12 protein-coding genes and 1 tRNA gene are annotated in these 17,281 nt (G+C 63.9%); 8 read left to right on the forward strand and 5 right to left on the reverse strand.

Annotation, left to right across the window (positions count from 1 at the left end; translation table 11 throughout):
- Nucleotides 1–208 precede the first annotated feature (208 nt).
- The 6 genes from BGRAMDRAFT_RS08940 to BGRAMDRAFT_RS08965 all read left to right on the forward strand — a co-directional run bounded on the left by BGRAMDRAFT_RS08940 (nucleotide 209) and on the right by BGRAMDRAFT_RS08965 (nucleotide 8,177).
- On the forward strand, nucleotides 209–907 hold the full coding sequence (locus BGRAMDRAFT_RS08940; RefSeq protein ID WP_006048388.1) for a VOC family protein: 699 nt from the start codon (nucleotides 209–211) through the stop codon (nucleotides 905–907).
- Nucleotides 908–982: 75 nt separating this feature from the next.
- On the forward strand, nucleotides 983–2,179 hold the full coding sequence (locus tag BGRAMDRAFT_RS08945; protein ID WP_006048389.1) for an aminotransferase-like domain-containing protein: 1,197 nt from the start codon (nucleotides 983–985) through the stop codon (nucleotides 2,177–2,179).
- Nucleotides 2,180–2,258: 79 nt separating this feature from the next.
- Entirely contained in the window at nucleotides 2,259–2,723 is a 465-nt protein-coding gene (locus tag BGRAMDRAFT_RS08950; protein ID WP_006048390.1) for a RidA family protein, read from the forward strand.
- A gap of 189 nt (nucleotides 2,724–2,912) precedes the next feature.
- Nucleotides 2,913–3,815, forward strand: coding sequence for a PhzF family phenazine biosynthesis protein (locus BGRAMDRAFT_RS08955; protein WP_006048391.1), 903 nt, complete (start codon nucleotides 2,913–2,915; stop codon nucleotides 3,813–3,815).
- A gap of 609 nt (nucleotides 3,816–4,424) precedes the next feature.
- Nucleotides 4,425–6,773, forward strand: coding sequence for a bifunctional diguanylate cyclase/phosphodiesterase (locus tag BGRAMDRAFT_RS08960; RefSeq protein WP_006048392.1), 2,349 nt, complete (start codon nucleotides 4,425–4,427; stop codon nucleotides 6,771–6,773).
- Nucleotides 6,774–6,968: 195 nt separating this feature from the next.
- Complete coding sequence (locus BGRAMDRAFT_RS08965) at nucleotides 6,969–8,177, forward strand: chromate transporter (protein ID WP_006048393.1); 1,209 nt, start codon at nucleotides 6,969–6,971, stop codon at nucleotides 8,175–8,177.
- 5 nt (nucleotides 8,178–8,182) lie between these two features.
- Here the strand turns inward: BGRAMDRAFT_RS08965 and BGRAMDRAFT_RS08970 are convergent, their stop codons facing one another.
- The 5 genes from BGRAMDRAFT_RS08970 to BGRAMDRAFT_RS08990 form a co-directional block, all read right to left on the reverse strand.
- Nucleotides 8,183–8,641 carry a CopD family protein gene (locus BGRAMDRAFT_RS08970; RefSeq protein WP_006048394.1) on the reverse strand — a complete coding sequence of 153 codons (459 nt, stop codon included), beginning with the start codon at nucleotides 8,639–8,641 and terminating at the stop codon, nucleotides 8,183–8,185.
- 319 nt (nucleotides 8,642–8,960) lie between these two features.
- Nucleotides 8,961–11,285 carry a DNA topoisomerase IV subunit A gene (gene parC, locus BGRAMDRAFT_RS08975; protein WP_006048395.1) on the reverse strand — a complete coding sequence of 775 codons (2,325 nt, stop codon included), beginning with the start codon at nucleotides 11,283–11,285 and terminating at the stop codon, nucleotides 8,961–8,963.
- 58 nt (nucleotides 11,286–11,343) lie between these two features.
- Complete coding sequence (locus BGRAMDRAFT_RS08980) at nucleotides 11,344–13,329, reverse strand: DNA topoisomerase IV subunit B (protein WP_006048396.1); 1,986 nt, start codon at nucleotides 13,327–13,329, stop codon at nucleotides 11,344–11,346.
- A 394-nt stretch (nucleotides 13,330–13,723) separates the two neighbouring features.
- The gene (locus tag BGRAMDRAFT_RS08985) at nucleotides 13,724–15,718 is read right to left on the reverse strand and encodes an ATP-binding cassette domain-containing protein (protein ID WP_006048397.1); all 1,995 of its coding nucleotides are present in this window, start codon (nucleotides 15,716–15,718) and stop codon (nucleotides 13,724–13,726) included.
- 263 nt (nucleotides 15,719–15,981) lie between these two features.
- Nucleotides 15,982–16,383, reverse strand: a complete 402-nt coding sequence (locus BGRAMDRAFT_RS08990; protein WP_006048398.1) for a DUF4399 domain-containing protein — start codon at nucleotides 16,381–16,383, stop codon at nucleotides 15,982–15,984.
- A 216-nt stretch (nucleotides 16,384–16,599) separates the two neighbouring features.
- Between BGRAMDRAFT_RS08990 and BGRAMDRAFT_RS08995 the strand changes: the two genes are divergently transcribed.
- Complete coding sequence (locus tag BGRAMDRAFT_RS08995; RefSeq protein ID WP_029970007.1) at nucleotides 16,600–16,791, forward strand: rubredoxin; 192 nt, start codon at nucleotides 16,600–16,602, stop codon at nucleotides 16,789–16,791.
- A 140-nt stretch (nucleotides 16,792–16,931) separates the two neighbouring features.
- Nucleotides 16,932–17,006: transfer RNA gene (locus tag BGRAMDRAFT_RS09000), tRNA-Arg, on the forward strand.
- Nucleotides 17,007–17,281: the final 275 nt, after the last annotated feature.

Below are 17,281 nucleotides of genomic sequence, written 5' to 3' on the forward strand. Positions count from 1 at the left end.
GCAACCGAGCCAGCACGCACCTCAAACCACTAAAGCCAGCGCGAAATTCACCCGCGCAGCCCACGCAGCCCGCCCATCGCCGAACCCGCCGATGCGCCGCGCCCGCGAACGGTTATGCTTACGACCCCGGCGCGCGCGCAACCGGCACGCCGCAACCGGCACGCGGCGCAGGCCAGACCTACCGTAGAAACCCGTTTCCCGATCCGCAATGACCGCACATCCGCTACGTCTCGATCATCTCGTCGTTTCCGCCCGCACGCTCGACGAAGGCGTGCAGTACGTCGCCGACATCCTCGGGGTCGAACCGGCCGGCGGCGGCGCGCATCCGTTAATGCGCACGCACAACCGGCTGCTGAACCTGTGGGGCGGCGCGTATCTGGAAGTGATCGCCGTCGACCCGCATGCCGACGTCGCCCGCGAAGCCACGGAAACCGCCGCGCCCCGCCCGCGCCTCTTCGCGCTCGACGCCCCGGCGACCCACGCTCGCCTCGAAAATGGCCCGTATCTGTCGCATTGGGTTGCCCGCGTCGACCGGCCGAAGCATCTGCCGACGTGGCAAGCGCAATATCCGCAGCGCATTCCACCGATCGTGCCGCTCACGCGCGGCGACTTCGCGTGGGGCCTGTCGGTGCCGGAAGACGGCGCTTTCCCCGCCTGGCAAGGCGCCGGCGACGGCGTGCTGCCGTCGCTGATCCAGTGGGACACGGCGCGGCATCCGTCGACGGTATTGCCCGAGACCGGCATCGCGCTCAAAGCGCTCAAAGGCGTGCATCCGCAAGCCGATACGGTGGCGGCGCAATTGCAGTGGCTGGGCGCCGCGCATCTGATCGACGTGCAGGCGACCGACGGCCCCGCCGCGCTCGTCGCCGAATTTGAAACACCGAGCGGTCTACGGACCCTTAAATAAGCAGCGCGCGCGGGTCGCCGACTCGCGCGATAATCGAAGTTTTGACCGGTTCCAGAGACACCAGCAGAGGAGACCATGGACCAAAGCGACCTGAAAGCCCCCACGTGGCAATTGTCCGAACGCGCACGCAAGCTCACGAGCTCGGCGATCCGCGAGATTCTGAAGGTCACGGAACGGCCCGAAGTCATTTCGTTCGCGGGCGGCCTGCCCTCGCCGGCCACGTTCCCGGCTGAACGCATGCGCGAAGCGTCCGACCGCATTCTGCGCGACGCGCCCGCCGCCGCGCTCCAGTACAGCGCGACCGAAGGGTACGCGCCGCTGCGCGAATGGGTCGCGGCGCGCTATTCGGTGAACGGCGCACAGATCCGCGCCAGTCAGGTGCTGATCACGACCGGCTCGCAACAGGCGCTCGATCTGCTCGGCAAGGTGCTCGTGTGTCCGGAAAGCCCCGTGCTGGTCGAAACGCCTACGTATCTCGGCGCGCTGCAATCGTTCTCGATGTACGAGCCGCGCTACATCCAGGTGCCGACCGACGAACACGGGCTGATCCCCGAAGCACTCACGCCGGAGCTCACCGCCGGCGCGCGCCTGTTGTACGCACAACCGAATTTTCAGAATCCGACGGGCCGCCGCCTGCCGGTCGAGCGCCGCCGCGCGCTTGCCGCGTTCGCGAAAACCGCGCCGTTCCCGGTGATCGAAGACGACCCGTACGGTGCGCTCGATTACGCGGGCGAACCGCTGCCGACCATGCTGTCGATGGCGCCCGATCACATCGTCCACCTCGGTTCGTTCTCGAAGGTGCTGGCGCCGGGTCTGCGGGTCGGCTACATCATCGCGCCCGAAGAGCTGATCTTCAAACTCGTGCAGGCCAAACAGGCCACCGATCTGCATACGCCGAGCTTCACGCAGCGCATCGTCCATGAAGTGATCAAGGACGGCTTTCTGGACACGCATGTGCCGACCATTCGCGAGCTGTATCGCGACCAGTGCGCGGCCATGCTCAACTCGCTCGAGCGCTATATGCCCGAAGGCGTGACGTGGAATCGCCCGGAAGGCGGCATGTTCGTGTGGGTGAATCTGCCCGCGCAGATCGACAGCATGAAGCTGCTCGCGGAAGCCGTCGCGCAGAATGTCGCGTTCGTGCCGGGCGGTCCGTTCTTCGCGAACGAGGCGCAGCACAACACGCTGCGTCTGTCGTTCGTCACGGTGCCGCCGGCCAAGATCGACGAAGGCGTGGCGCGTCTCGCGGCGCTGATCCGCGCGAAGCTGTAAAGGCAAGCGGGCCATCGCCCGCTTTTGCGTTTTCGCCCGCTTCCGCTTCTTCCGTTTTTCACTACCGACCGAGGACAACATGGCTCAAACGAATGTGTACGACAAGCTCAAGGAACTGGGCATCGAACTGCCCAACGCCGGCGCGCCGGCCGCCGCTTATGTGATGAGCGCGCAAAGCGGCAATACGGTGTACCTGTCCGGCCACATCGCGAAGAAAGACGGCAAGGTGTGGGCGGGCAAGCTCGGCGCCGACATCGGCACTGAAGAAGGCAAAGTGGCCGCGCGCTCCATCGCCATCGATCTGCTTGCGACCCTGCACGCGCACGTGGGCGACCTGAACCGCGTCAAGCGCATCGTCAAGCTGATGAGTCTCGTCAACTCCACGCTCGACTTCACCGAGCAGCATCTGGTCACGAACGGCGCGTCCGAACTGATCGCCGACGTGTTCGGCGAGCGCGGCAAGCATGCGCGCTCGGCATTCGGCGTCGCGCAGATTCCGCTCGGCGCATGCGTCGAGATCGAGATGATCGCGGAAGTCGAGTAACGCGGCGTCGCATAAATTCACGCAGCGTTACGAGCGCGAGGCGCGGTTCGGCCGGGCGCTCGACAGAACGCGTCGCGAGGTGCCAGGCACCCGCGGCGCGTTTTGCATTTGTGGCGAGGTGGATCGTTCCGGCGGCAGCAGATAGAATCCGCGAACCATACCAACCGCAGGATCGACGGACCACGCCCGATGCCCGCCAACACAGTTCGTTTCAAGCAGGTCGACGTATTCACGTCAGTGCCGTTCAAAGGCAATCCGCTCGCCGTCGTGTTCGACGCCGACGCGCTCAGCGCCGCTCAGATGCAGGCGATCGCGCACTGGACCAATCTGTCCGAAACAACTTTTCTGTCGAAGCCGACCGATCCGGCCGCCGACTATCGCGTGCGCATCTTCACGACGCACGGCGAATTGCCCTTTGCCGGTCATCCGACGCTCGGCACCGCGCACGCGCTGCTCGAAAGCGGCTATCAGCCGAAGCAGCCAGGCAAGCTCATCCAGCAATGCGGCGTTGGGCTCGTCGAGTTGCAATCCGACAGCGAAGGTCCGGGCGAGGCGCACGGCGCGTGGGCGTTCGCCGCGCCGCCCGCGCGCGTCGTGCCGTTGCCCGAACAGCAGTACGCCGCGCTTTCCGCGGCGATGCGCAGCAACGCGATTGATTTCAGCGCCGCGCCGTCTGCCGTCGATAACGGCGCGCCGTGGCTCATCGTGCGAATGAATTCGGCGCGCGATTGTCTGGCGCTCGAGCCCGACGCGGCCGCGCTCGCGCACATCGTCCGCGCGGTCGGCGCACACGGCGTCGCTGCGTACGGTCCGCACGATGCCGGTGGCCCCGCCACCTTCGAAGTGCGTTGCCTGATGGTGGGCGGCGCGTTCGGCGTCGGCGAAGACCCTGTTACCGGCAGTGCCAATGCGGCGCTCGCGGGTCTGTTGAGCGCGCAGAATTTGCGGCCTGGCGTGAGCTATACCGCGCGCCAGGGCACCGCGCTCGGACGCGCCGGCCAGGTGTTCGTGCGCTACGACGACGCAAACGGCAAGACGTGGATCGGCGGATCGTCGGTGACGGTCGTCGACGGCACGTTCCGCATGCCGTGAGCGGCCCGTCGTTTGCTGGCATCCCGCGAGCCCTGCTAAAGCAATGGCGATGCCGCTGCAAGTCGATGACGATAAGCCGTACGCGACTCACCTCTTTTAGCCACGCTTAAGCACGTTTAGCCACAAAAAGCCGTTTGCCGCGCTCGCGCGATGCGGCACGGATAACCAAACCGCCCAAAAGATCACGCAGATACAAGCCGCCATGCCGGAGCGCCGAATCCCGATGGATCATCCGAATACAACGACCGCCAGCATCCGATCCCGCGCGTGCCCGGATTCGCGGGCCGCCCGGGCATGGAGCGGATTCGAAAGCGAACCTGAAAGCGAGCCTATAAGCAAACCTATAAGCGAAGCGCAAAACAGCCCGCAAAATAGCCCTTATACGGCCGCGGACCGCGCCCGCGTATACCCGATGCCGGGACCCTTCCTTAATCCAGTGGCATTAAGTAATATCGAAACGTACCCGGCCCGGTGCAGACGATCAGGCGCGAAACCACGCCGTTTCTTCTTGCGCAGCAGTTCCGGCAACTCCATGCAGCCACCCATGAAAACAGCGCAGTCCACGCTCGCGCGTTCGCAACCGGCCGGCAGCTGGGCACGGGCCGCCTGATGAGCAAACCCCGCTTCTCCGATCAGCGCGAAGCCCGAAGCCGCCGCGATCCCGCTGTATCGCGCCGTCGCGCGCTGCTTGCCATTCCCGCGCTCGGCGTGCTCGTCTTGATCCTGCTGTGGACTGTGATCTTCGCGCGTCTTTCGGTCGAAAAAGAAGCCACCAATCGCGAAGCGATGGCGTCTGCCGCAATTCTCTCAGCGGCGCTCGAGCAGCATACGATCAAGGCGATTCACCAGGTCGATCAGATCACGCGCTTCGTCAAATACGAGTTCGAGAAAACGCCGGGGCGTTTCGACCTTGCCAGCACGGTGGAAAAAGGCGTCGTGCAAAGCGAGACGCTCGTGCAGGTGTCGTTGATCGACGAGCACGGCCAACTCATCGCCAACACGGCCGAACTGAATCCCAAGCGTATCGATCTGTCGGATCGCGAGCACTTCAAGGTTCACGAGCACGAAAACGACGACCAGTTGTATATCAGCAAGCCCGTGCTCGGCCGCGTATCCGGCCACTGGACTTTGCAGATGACGCGGCGTCTGAATCATCCGGACGGCTCGTTCGCGGGGGTCGTGGTCGTGTCGGAAGACCCGAGCTATTTCACGAGCGACTTCTACAACAACGCGGCAATCGGCCGTGAAGGCGTGATCGCGGTGATCTCCGACAACGGCACCGTGCTCGCGCGGCGCACCGGCAGCGTCGTGAACGCGAGCGGCACGTTTTCGGCAAGCGGCTCGTATCCGACTTCGGAACACGTGTCGGGCACCTACGTCGATTCGCTCGATAACGTCACGCGCATCGTGTCGTACCGGCATATCGACGGCTATCCGCTCGGCGTGCTCGTGGGCCTCTCGCAAGCCGAGGAATTCGCCGATTACAACCACACGCGCAACGTCTATCTGCTGATGGCGGGTTTCATCTCGCTCGCCATGCTGAGCTTCTTCGCGGTCGCAACGGGTCTGATCGGCAAACTGCTCGGCCGCGAGCGCGAAATGACGCACCTGGTCGAATACGATCTGCTGACCGGCCTGCGCAATCGCTATTCGACCTTGCGCACCCTGCGCCAGGAAGTGGCGCAGCCGCACAACCTCGGCCATCTCGCGATTCTCTTTATCGACCTCGATAACTTCAAGACGGTCAACGACACGCTCGGCCACAACGCCGGCGATATCGTGCTGCAAATGACGGCCTCGCGTCTCGCCACGGCGGTCGCGGACGGCGGCACGTTGAGCCGCATCGGCGGCGACGAGTTCGTGGTCGTGATCAAGGGCGAGGACGTGGAAAAGCGCGCGGTGGCGCTTGCCGAAGCGGCCGCCGAGGCGTTCGCGAAACCGTTCGAAGTGCGCGGCAGTTCCTTCGTGCTTCATGCGAGCATCGGCATCGCGCTTTATTCGGTGGCGAACGAAAGCGAGATCGATCTGCTGAAAAAAGCCGACCTCGCGATGTACAGCGCGAAAGACGCGGGCAAGAACTGCTACCAGTTCTATTCGCCGCAACTCTCGCATCGCGCGGACCATCTGATGAAGTGGGAGCAGCAGTTGCGCGTGGCGCTCGCCGAAGGGCAACTCTTTCTCGCCTATCAGCCGAAGATCGATCTGACGCGCCGCTGCATCACCGGCTTCGAGGCGCTGGTGCGCTGGAATCATCCGCAGCACGGTCTGATTCCGGCCAACGAGTTCATTCCCGTCGCGGAGTCCACGGGACTAATCGTGCCGATCGGCGACTTCGTGATCGAGACCGCGTGCCGGCAACTCGCGGTCTGGCAGCAGCAAGGCTACGACACGCTGTCGCTCGCGGTGAACATTTCGGCGGTGCAGTTCTGGCGCGGCGATCTGTACGAGACGATCTCGCACGCCATCGAGGAAAGCGGCATTTCCGCGCGCCGCCTGGAACTCGAAATCACCGAGACGGCGATGATGGAGTATCCCGAACTCGTCTCCGAAAAAATCTTTGCGCTCAAGCGTCTCGGCGTGCGCATTGCACTCGATGACTTCGGCACCGGCTATTCGTCGCTCTCGTATCTGAACCGTTTTTCGGTGGACACGCTGAAGGTGGACCGCTCGTTCGTCCAGGCTATTCCGGGCGACCGCAGCGTCTGCGTGATGGTCACCGCGATCGTCAATCTGGCGCGCTCGCTCGGGCTCACGGTGGTGGTCGAAGGAACGGAAACCGAAGAGCAGATTGCATGGCTCGCCGCGCTCGGCCATATCGAAGCACAAGGTTTTCTGTTTTCGCGCCCCGTTCCGGTCGACGCGATTCCCGCGCTGCTCGAACGTTTCGGCGTGTGCGGCATGGCCGGCCGGCGCCCGGTTCAGGAAGCAAACAGCACGAGCACCAGCACGAACGGTTAGACAGGGTGCTGAAGGCGCGCGCCGAGGGCTTCATCTAACGCCGCGGCTTTGCAAGCCCATCCATACCGCGGCCGCGCAAAACCGGCTACATTCTCGCTGTATTGCGTTCTCGCGCGATGCCGTCGGACCGGCCGGCCGCGCGCAACATCAAAGGATCACAGGACGGGCGCCCGCCTCGCGGACGCCCGTGGCGCCATGCACACGATAACAAGCCACGAAGCTGCAAGACGAGGGGAGCGGGAACCGCTATGGACGCTGTTCAAGGTCGTGCTCGGCCTGTCGGCGTTGTCATGGGGCGGCCTCGCGCTAATGGCGCAGCTCGAGAATCACTACGTCGAGCGCGAGGCCCGGCTCTCGCGAGTCGCGTTCTCCGATCTGATCGCGCTTGCGTGGATGGTGCCGGGGCCGGTGGGCTGCAACGTTGCCGTGCAGCTCGGACACGCGCTGCGCGGACGTGCCGGCGCATGGGTCGCGGGGATTGCAAGCGTGCTGCCCTTCTTCATGCTGATGACGCTCTTCGCGATCTTTTACCGCACGCCGCTCGTGCGCACCTTCGCGTCGCAGACCTTGCTGAATCACTTTAGCGTGGTGCTCGCCACGCTGATCGGCATCACCTGGTACAAGCAGACGCGCGCGCTCGTGCGCGGCAAACTCGAATGGACGGCGGCAGTGGTCGGCTGCTTCGCGCTCTTCTATGCACACAGCCCGGCGGCTTATGTGCTGATGCTGAGCGCGGCCTTCGGCGCCGGCTGGGTGGTAAGCCCCGTGCGCAGCACGCGCTTTGTCGTGTCGTTCTCGCGAGGCGACTGGCAGATACTCGGCATGCTGTGCGTGTTCGTGCTGCTCTTCGCACTGCCGCTGCCGCATCGCTACGATCTCGCGCTGCTATGGCCGCGGCTCGCCGGCGCCGGCATGACGCTCTTCGGCGGCGGCTTTTCCGCGTTGCCGGTGCTCAAGACGCTGTTCGTCACGCCGACCATCGGCGTCTCCGACAACGACTTCACGCTGGCTTTTTCGTTGTCGCCGATCTCGCCCGGACCGCTGCTGAACGTGGTGCCGTTCTTCGGCTATCTCGTCGACGGCTGGGCGGGCGCGCTGCTCGCCACGCTCGCGCTGTTCGTGCCGTCGGGATGCCTCGTCGTGCTGGCGCAGCGGCATCTGCATCAGTTGAAAATGAATCCGCGATTCGAGCATGGCATGCGGATTCTGCGCGCCGTCACCACGGCGTTCCTCGCGGTGGCCGTGCTGCGAATCGCCGGACATGTGCCGCTGCAACCGGTCTATCTGCTGACCGCCGTGTTCTCGGCGATGTGCTTCGCGAAGCTCAAGCTGCCCGTGTATGCGGTGTACGGCACCGTGGCGATTGCGTGCGGACTATGGCTTGCGTATGGCGCGTGGGCTTAGCGCGATCAGAATCCGCGTGACAGCACCGCGAAGCCGACCGTCACGACACCGAGCACGATGTTGATCAGCACGAGACGCCGGATCGTGCCGACCGCCTGCGCGCCGTCAGGCCACTTCTGCGCCTGCACTGCGCGGCGAATGCGCGGAAATACGGCGAACCGGATATGCCCGAAGATCAGCATCATGACGATGCCGAGGCCGGCCATTGCATGCAACGGCCAGGTGGCGTGACCGCCGCCGAATTGCATCAGCAGGAAACCGCCCGTCAGCAGAATGACGAGCACCGAAGCCGCCACCCAATTGAAGAAGTGGCCAAACACCGATTCCCACAACGGCAAGCGCAATTGCGGCGAGAGATCGGCTATGGCGGGGCGCAAGCAGAAGTGCGCGAAGATCATCCCGCCCACCCACACCGCGACTGCGAGCAGATGTAGAAAGAGCGCGAGTTCGATAGCCTTGTTCATGTTGTATTCCTCTCCGACGACGCCACACCGCTTATGCCGAATGATATGAGCAGCGGCTATTGAGCGCGTTCGACCGCACGCCCTGCGTGCAGTTCCAAAACGCCCGTGGCTTGCGTCGTTTTTCTTGTTGTTATTGCAGCGCGGCTGATGTCTCGACGAAGTACCGCGACCTGCTACTTCGCTGGTACTTCGACTCGATACCGCGACGCCGCCCCCGAATTTGCCGCGCGCTGTACTGCAATGCGCTGTACTGCAATGACTTGCACGGCCAGCGCCTTGCATGCTAGCAGACGTCGGCCGCTTTCAACATGAATCTTCGTCAGGCAACCGGCACCGGACGCATGCCTTCGAGCTTGAGCTTGCTCTCCGGCGCACGGCCCTTGCGTGCCCGCTTGCCGACATGCGCGGCGAGCGCGGCGCCGCTCAGCTTTTCTTCGTCCAGCCGACCGCCGCGGCGCGCGCCGATCAGCATCACGCCGGCCGCGTTGATGGCGAGCGCCTGCACCAGCGTTTCCTTGTCGTCGAGCGCCATCAGCGTGACGCCGCGGCCGCCGCCCGACAGCGTCTTCATTTCGTCGATGCCGAACACCAGCAGGCGACCCGCCGACGACAGACACGCAACCTGCGTCGCGTCCGGCAGCATCGGCATGGGCGCGAGCGGCGCGGCGCCTGCGTCGATCGTCATGAACGACTTGCCCGCCTTCACGCGGCTCACCATGTCGCCGACCTTCGCGATGAAGCCGAAGCCGTTGCTCGATGCGAGCAGCAACGCCTGATCCGCCGAAGCCGCGTAGTAATGCATCAGATGGCTGCCCGACTCCATTTCGATCAGCGACGTGACCGGCACGCCGTCGCCGCGGCCGCCCGGCAGCGACGCCACCGCGACCGAATAGACGCGCCCGTTGCTGCCCCAGGCGATGAGCGTGTCCGGCGTGCGGCACTGGAACGCCGCGTAGAGACTGTCGCCGGCCTTGAACGTGAAGCCCGCCGTGTCGAGGCCGTGCCCCTTCAGCGCGCGCACCCAGCCCTTTTGCGAGACCACGACCGTGACCGGTTCGTCGACCACGCGGGCTTCGTACGTCGCGCGCTTTTCCTGCTGGATCAGCGTGCGACGCTCGTCGCCGTATTGCTTCGCGTCGGCTTCGACTTCCTTGATGAGCAGACGCTTCATCGCCGATTCGCTGCCGAGCAGTTCTTCGAGCTTCGCCTTCTCGTCGCGCAGTTCCGCGAGTTCCTTCTCGATCTTGATCTTCTCGAGCCGCGCCAACTGACGCAGCCGGATTTCGAGGATGTCTTCGGCCTGCCGGTCGGACAAGCCAAAGGCGGCCATCAATGCGACCTTCGGTTCGTCGGACTCGCGAATGATGCGGATCACTTCGTCGATATTCAGGAAGACGATCATCCGCCCTTCGAGGATGTGAATCCGGTCGTCGACCTTCGTCAAACGATGACGCGTGCGGCGCGTGACGGTGGCGAAACGGAACGCGATCCACTCGTGCAGGATTTCGCTCAAGCCCTTCTGACGCGGCCGGCCGTCGCCGCCCACCATCACCATATTCAGCGACGCGTTCGACTCGAGACTCGTATGCGCGAGCAGCGTGTTGACGAACTCCGTCTGATCGATGCGGCTCGACTTCGGCTCGAATACGAGGCGCACGGGCGCGTCCTTGCCCGACTCGTCGCGCACTGCGTCGAGCAGGCCGAGCATGGTCTGCTTGCCCTGCAACTGTTCGGGCGTGAGCGCTTTCTTGCCGAGCTTGATCTTCGGATTGGTCTGCTCCTCGATTTCCTCGAGCACCTTCTGCGCGGCCGTGTTCGGCGGCAATTCGGTGATGACCAGTTGCCACTGGCCGCGTGCGAGGTCCTCGATCTTCCAGCGGGCACGCACCTTCAGACTGCCGCGGCCCGTTTCATACGCCGCCGAGATTTCCGCTTCGCTCGAAATGATCTGGCCGCCGCCTGGGAAGTCCGGCCCCGGCACATGCTCCATCAACTCCGCGTGCGTGATCTTCGGATTGCGGATCATCGCGACCGTGGCAGCCGCGACTTCGCGCAGGTTGTGCGACGGAATTTCAGTCGCGAGACCGACCGCGATGCCCGACGCGCCGTTCAGCAAAACGAACGGCAGACGCGCGGGCAACAGCCGCGGCTCGTCGAACTCGCCGTCGTAGTTCTTCATGAAGTCGACGGTGCCCTGGTCGATTTCGGCGAGCAGCAGCTTCGCGATCGGCGTCAGGCGCGCTTCGGTGTACCGCATCGCCGCCGCGCCGTCGCCGTCGCGAGAGCCGAAGTTGCCCTGGCCGTCGATCAGCGGATAGCGCATCGAAAAATCCTGCGCGAGACGCACGAGCGCGTCGTACGCCGACTGGTCGCCGTGCGGGTGATACTTACCGAGCACGTCGCCGACCACGCGCGCCGACTTCACCGGCTTGGCGTTGTCGGACAGACCCATGTCGTTCATCGCGAACAGGATGCGGCGTTGCACCGGCTTCTGGCCGTCGCAGACATCCGGCAGCGCGCGGCCCTTGACCACGCTCACCGCATAGTCGAGATACGCGCGCTCCGCGTAATTGCCGAGCGTCAGGAAGTCGCCTTCGGGCGGCGGCGGCTCGGTGAAAAGGTCGAGAGTGTTATCGTCGTCCATCTAGAATCCGTATCGTGTTTGGCGTGAGGTTTCGTGCGGGAGCGCTGGCTTGCACCGCTCAGATATCCGCTTCGACTTCATTGCCCTTTTCTTCGAGCCAGTTGCGGCGCGACGCCGCTTCGCCCTTGCCCATCAGCATGGTCATGCGCGCGACCGTGGCGTCGTAGTCGAGCTCGCCGAGCGCCACCGGCGTGAGACGCCGCGTGTCCGGGTTCATCGTCGTATCCCACAGTTGTTCGGCGCTCATTTCACCCAGCCCCTTGAAGCGGCTGATCGACCATTGCGTGTCGCGCACGCCGTCCTTGCGCAGCTTGTCGAGAATCGCCTCGAGCTCGCCTTGGTCGAGTGCGTACAGCTTCTGCGCGGGCTTCTTGCCGCGCGCGGGTGCGTCGACGCGAAAGAGCGGCGGACGCGCGATGCACACATGACCGCGTTCGATCAGCTGCGGGAAGTGCTTGAAGAACAGCGTGAGCAGCAACACCTGGATGTGCGAGCCGTCCACGTCCGCGTCCGACAGAATGCAGATCTTGCCGTAGCGCAGATTCGACAGATCGATCTTGTCGTCGGGGCTGTGCGGATCGACGCCGATCGCCACCGAAATGTCGTGCACCTCGTTGTTCGCAAAGAGACGGTCGCGCTCGGTTTCCCACGTGTTCAGCACCTTGCCGCGCAGCGGCAGGATCGCCTGGAACTCCTTGTCGCGGCCCATTTTCGCCGAGCCGCCCGCCGAATCGCCCTCGACGAGGAACAACTCGTTGCGGCCGATTTCCGTCGATTCGCAATCGGTCAGCTTGCCGGGCAGCACGGCCACGCCCGAACTCTTGCGCTTCTCGACCTTTTGCCCGGCACGCGTGCGCGCCTGCGCCTGCTTGATGACGAGGTCCGCGAGCTTCTTGCCGTGCTCGACGTGCTGGTTGAGCCACAATTCCAGCGCGGGACGCGCGAACGACGACACGAGCTTCACCGCGTCGCGGCTATTCAGACGCTCCTTGATTTGCCCCTGGAACTGCGGGTCCAACACTTTCGCCGACAGCACGAACGACACGCGCGCGAACACGTCTTCGGCGAGCAGCTTCACGCCCTTCGGCTGCAGGTTGTGCAACTCGACGAAACTCTTGACCGCCTGGAACAAGCCTTCGCGCAAGCCGGATTCGTGCGTGCCGCCCGCGGGCGTCGGAATCAGATTGACGTACGACTCACGCGTGAGCGGCCCTTCCTCGCTCCACGCGACGACCCACGCCGCGCCCTCGCCTTCGGCAAACGTCTCTTCGTTCGCGCGCGAGTTTTCGGCGTAACGCTCGCCTTCGAAAAGCGGAATCAGCAGGTCGCTGCCGCTCATGCCTTCGAGCAGATAGCCGCGCAAGCCGTCTTCGTATTTCCAGCTTTGCTGTTCCCCGGTTCGCTCGTTGACGAGTGTGACTTCGACGCCCGGCAACAAGACCGCTTTCGAGCGCAGCAGACGCTGCAGTTCGCCGAGCGGCAGATTCGGCGAATCGAAGTACTTCGGATTCGCCCATGCGGTCACGCGCGTGCCCGACTTCTTTTCGCCCCTGGCTGCGGCGCGCACTTCGAGCGGTTTGGCGACGTCGCCGTTGGCGAAGCTGAGCGCGGCGACCTTACCGTCACGCCATACGGTGACGTCGAGGCGCGTGGACAGCGCGTTGGTGACCGACACGCCGACGCCGTGCAGGCCGCCCGAAAACGTGTACGCGCCGCCAGCGGCTTTATCGAATTTGCCGCCCGCGTGCAGGCGCGTGAACACGATTTCGACGACCGGCACGCCTTCTTCCGGATGCAGGCCGAAGGGGATGCCGCGGCCGTCGTCTTCGACCGACACCGAATGATCCGCGTGCAGCGTGACCGTGATTTGCCGGCCGTAGCCGCCGAGGGCTTCGTCCGACGCGTTGTCGATGACTTCCTGAATGATGTGCAGCGGATTCTCGGTGCGGGTATACATGCCGGGCCGTTGCTTGACCGGCTCGAGACCCTTCAACACCTTGATCGACGCTTCGCTATACGCGGCGTTTGGCTTTTTCGTGGACATGGTTGACTCGGGTGCGTCGGTTCATCGTTGTCCACAGGTCCGGTTGATAAGTCCGTGGACAATGCGTTGAGTTTTCAAAAAAAGCGAAACGAAACAACGTGGTTAGGTGGGATGCCCGCGATGCGGGCAAGCTGTTTGTCGCATGGGTTGCGCTCGTTCGCCGCGTGATGAGCGCGCGGCGTTCGTGCGCATTTACAGCATTCCCCTGATTGGGCGCTGCATCGCGGCCCAGCGCCACCGCTGCTGAAAACGCCGGGGATGCCTTGTTCGCGGGGTATTTTACTGATTTCGAACCTGGCGGCAATTCACGGCGCACACGATTGGCCATTCGGACAAGGCGCGGTCCACACGCAAGCGAAAGCGCCGACGACGAAAGACGCCGGCGCTTGCCGCCTCATTTGCGACGGTTTTCGAGTTCGTCCCAGCGCTCGAGCGCGGCCAGCAGTTCTTCGTCGATGGCGGCATAGCGTTCGGAAAGACGCGTGCCTTCCTGTGGGTCCTTCGCGAAGATCGAGCCTTCTTCAAGCTGGGCGCCGATGGTTTTCTGCTCGGCCTCCAGCGCGGCGATTTTCTGCGGCAGTGCTTCCAGTTCGCGCTGCTCCTTGAACGACAGCTTCGCCGCGCGCTGCGGATTGCGGCCGGCTGTGTTGTCGTTGCCGGAGGCGTCTTTGGCTGTGTCTTTATTGGCGTCTTTAGCCGCGTCTTTCGTTGTGTCCTTAGTTGTGTCCTTAGCCGCGTCCCTGCTCGCCTCTTTCTGCGCTTCCTGCGCCAACTGCTGCGAGCGCTCGCTTTGCAACTGCCAGTCGGTGAAGCCGCCCACATACTCGCGCCACTTGCCGCCGCCCTCCGACGCGATCACCGACGTCGCGACGTTATCCAGAAACGCGCGGTCGTGGCTCACCAGTAGCACGGTGCCGTCATAGTCCGTGAGCAGTTCTTCAAGCAGTTCGAGCGTGGGAATATCGAGGTCGTTGGTCGGCTCGTCGAGCACCAGCACGTTGGCCGGCCGCGCGAAGAGACGCGCGAGCAGCAGCCGGTTGCGCTCGCCGCCCGACAGCGACTTGACCGGCGAACGCGCGCGCTCCGGTGCGAACAGAAAGTCGCCAAGATAGCTCATGACGTGCTTTTTCTGACCGTTGACCTCGACCCATTCGCTGCCGGGGCTGATGGTGTCGGCGAGACTTTTGTCCAGGTCCAGTTGCGCGCGCATCTGGTCGAAATACGCGACTTGCAGATTGGTGCCGACGCGCACCGTGCCCTCGTCCGGCTTCAATTCGCCGAGGATGATCTTCAGCAGCGTGGTCTTGCCCGCGCCGTTCGGACCGACAAAGCCGATCTTGTCGCCGCGCATGACGGTCCCGGTGAAGCGGTCGATCACCGTGCGCGAGCCGTAGCGCTTCGTGACATCCGTCAGTTCCGCGACGATCTTGCCCGACTTCTCGCCCTGGCCGACGTCGAGCTTGACGTTGCCTTGCACGTTGCGGCGTTCGGCGCGCTGGTTGCGCATTTCGACGAGCCGCGCGATGCGGCCGACGCTGCGCGTGCGGCGTGCCTCGACACCCTTGCGAATCCACACTTCTTCCTGTGCGAGCAGCTTGTCGGCCTTTTCGTTTTCGACGCGCTCGATTTCCAGTTGCTGCGCCTTGCGCGTCTGATAAGCCGAAAAGTTGCCCGGATACGACAGCAGACGCCCGCGATCCAGTTCCACGATGCGCGTGGCGACGCGGTCGAGAAACGCGCGGTCGTGGGTGATGAAGAGGAGCGCCGCGCGCTGCGACACGAGCAGATCTTCCAACCAGCGGATGCCGTCGAAATCCAGGTGGTTGGTCGGCTCGTCGAGCAGCAGCACGTCCGGCTGCACGACTAGCGCACGAGCCAGCGCCACGCGCTTTTGCATGCCGCCCGACAGCGAACCCACGCGCGCCTCGCCGTTCAGGCCGATCTGCTGCAGCGTGGTGGCGACGCGCGTGCTCCAGTTCCAGGCGTTCGTGGTGTCCAGCGACGATTGCAGCGTGTTCATGCGCGCCATCAGCGCGTCGTGCTGCGCGCCTTCCGGTTCATCCGCGAGCTGGTTGGCGACCGCGTCGTATTCGTCGAGCAGCGCGCGGGCGTGCGTGAGGCCGGCCGCGACCGCTTCGAAGACGGTGTCGTCGGTATCGAACTCCGGCTCCTGCGGCACGTACACCGTGGTCAGACTCTGCTGGCGCGTGACGAGGCCGTCGTCGGGCTTCGCCAGATCGGCGACGATTTTCAGCAGCGACGACTTGCCCGCGCCGTTGCGGCCGATCAGACCGACCCGCTCGCCCGGTTCGAGAGAGAAGTCCGCGTGATCGAGCAACGCGACGTGACCGAACGCCAGTTGCGCTCCGGTAATGGTGTAAAGCGACATGGGAAATTGGAGAAGACAGCGAGGATTCGGAACTGCTCATTGTACCGGGCGCGCGAGCGGGTGCCTGTATGCCGGAAGATATAGGACGAACGCGCCGTGTTGCGATGCCCGGCGTCGACGGTCGGGTCGGGTGGCTTGCGTCGGCTTGCATCGGCTCGCTCTTGTCCGCTTTTATCCGCGTGCGAGCCGTGCGAACGCGAGCATGAAGCGGCTGCCGGGCGATGCCGATGCGCGCCCGGCCATTTGCGATCCGGCGGCGCGCGCTATTTCACGTGCACGGTGATGGTCTTGCTGAGTCCGGGACCATAGGAACGGTGCGCGCCGTCGCCGAATTGCAGCGTCAGCGTATGGTCGCCCGGCGGCAGTGTCAGGTCCGTTTCCGTCTGACCCTTGCCGAAGTGCAGCGATTTGTCGTTGGCGGGAATCACCTCGCCTTTCGGCAGCGGCTTGCCGTCCACCAGCAGATGATGATGGCCCGTGCCGTCCGTCATCGTGCCGGCCGGGGCGATCTTCATGCCGTCGACGGCGAATACCACGTGGACGGGATTGCTGACGGTCGCGCCGTCCGTCGGCTGCACGAAGGACACGCTTGCCGCCTGCGCCGCGCCCGACGCCGCCAGCAATCCAGCCAGTGCCGCGCCGCTCAACCATCTGGTTTTGAACATCGTTTTCTCCTTGTTAGAAACGTGAGCCACGCACGATGCGCAGCGCCGCTGCGAGTCAGCAGCATACACGCGGTGCGTGATGGAGCTTGTGCGTGCCTGCGTCAAATCCGATTGCCGATGCCGTTGACGAATTCCGGTAATATGCGGCTCTCCGCGGATGCCCGAAAAAGGGGCAGACTGCGCGGGATCATTGCATTGAAGAGAGAAGAGTACGTCGTGAGCGAAGTAACGGAAGTGACTGAGTACAAGAGCTGGGTTTGCCTGATTTGCGGCTGGATCTATAACGAAGAAGAAGGTTTGCCCGAAGAAGGCATCGCGCCCGGCACCCGCTTTGCCGCGATTCCCGAGGACTGGCGCTGCCCGCTGTGCGACGTCGGCAAGGCGGAGTTTGCGGTGGTGGAGTTTTGAGGTTGGGCGTGACGTCGTTTCCGACGGTTTTGCTATACTCTTGCCCTCGCTTGCATGGCTGAAAACGCAAGCGCTTGCGGCGTCATTTCGGCGCGGCAATCACAGATCAGGGGTCCGGTCCGCCCCGTTGTAGCTATCCGCTCCCTGTAGTTCAATGGATAGAACAAGTGCCTCCTAAGCGCTAGATGCAGGTTCGATTCCTGCCAGGGGGACCAACGAGATCCACAGCCGCTACTACGTGTGCCGAAAGTTGCTAGTTGCGAAGCAACGCTGCGCCAAAACGCGAGAACAGATGCGCCTGCCAAGGGCGCATCAAAACGCAAAATCGGCGAAATCATCAACCTCCTGAAACCAACGTCGCTCCCAGATCGAGTGCCGCTCTTTCTTTAGATGACGCCGCGGGTTGCCGCACATCCAGCAACTGCAGGGCGTGGGTGTATCGATCAGGCGGCCAAGCTGGACCTCGGTCTTGTGCGGCGCTCCGGCCCAC

Origin of the sequence: Paraburkholderia graminis C4D1M, from assembly GCF_000172415.1 — a bacterium.
GTDB classification, from domain to species: Bacteria; Pseudomonadota; Gammaproteobacteria; order Burkholderiales; family Burkholderiaceae; genus Paraburkholderia; species Paraburkholderia graminis.

Coding starts and splice junctions, on each gene's coding strand:
- BGRAMDRAFT_RS08940 (WP_006048388.1), top strand. CDS start 209: ATGACCGCACATCCGCTACGTCTCGATCATCTCGTCGTTTCCGCCCGC.
- BGRAMDRAFT_RS08945 (WP_006048389.1), top strand. CDS start 983: ATGGACCAAAGCGACCTGAAAGCCCCCACGTGGCAATTGTCCGAACGC.
- BGRAMDRAFT_RS08950 (WP_006048390.1), top strand. CDS start 2,259: ATGGCTCAAACGAATGTGTACGACAAGCTCAAGGAACTGGGCATCGAA.
- BGRAMDRAFT_RS08955 (WP_006048391.1), top strand. CDS start 2,913: ATGCCCGCCAACACAGTTCGTTTCAAGCAGGTCGACGTATTCACGTCA.
- BGRAMDRAFT_RS08960 (WP_006048392.1), top strand. CDS start 4,425: ATGAGCAAACCCCGCTTCTCCGATCAGCGCGAAGCCCGAAGCCGCCGC.
- BGRAMDRAFT_RS08965 (WP_006048393.1), top strand. CDS start 6,969: ATGCACACGATAACAAGCCACGAAGCTGCAAGACGAGGGGAGCGGGAA.
- BGRAMDRAFT_RS08970 (WP_006048394.1), bottom strand. CDS start 8,641: ATGAACAAGGCTATCGAACTCGCGCTCTTTCTACATCTGCTCGCAGTC.
- parC (WP_006048395.1), bottom strand. CDS start 11,285: ATGGACGACGATAACACTCTCGACCTTTTCACCGAGCCGCCGCCGCCC.
- BGRAMDRAFT_RS08980 (WP_006048396.1), bottom strand. CDS start 13,329: ATGTCCACGAAAAAGCCAAACGCCGCGTATAGCGAAGCGTCGATCAAG.
- BGRAMDRAFT_RS08985 (WP_006048397.1), bottom strand. CDS start 15,718: ATGTCGCTTTACACCATTACCGGAGCGCAACTGGCGTTCGGTCACGTC.
- BGRAMDRAFT_RS08990 (WP_006048398.1), bottom strand. CDS start 16,383: ATGTTCAAAACCAGATGGTTGAGCGGCGCGGCACTGGCTGGATTGCTG.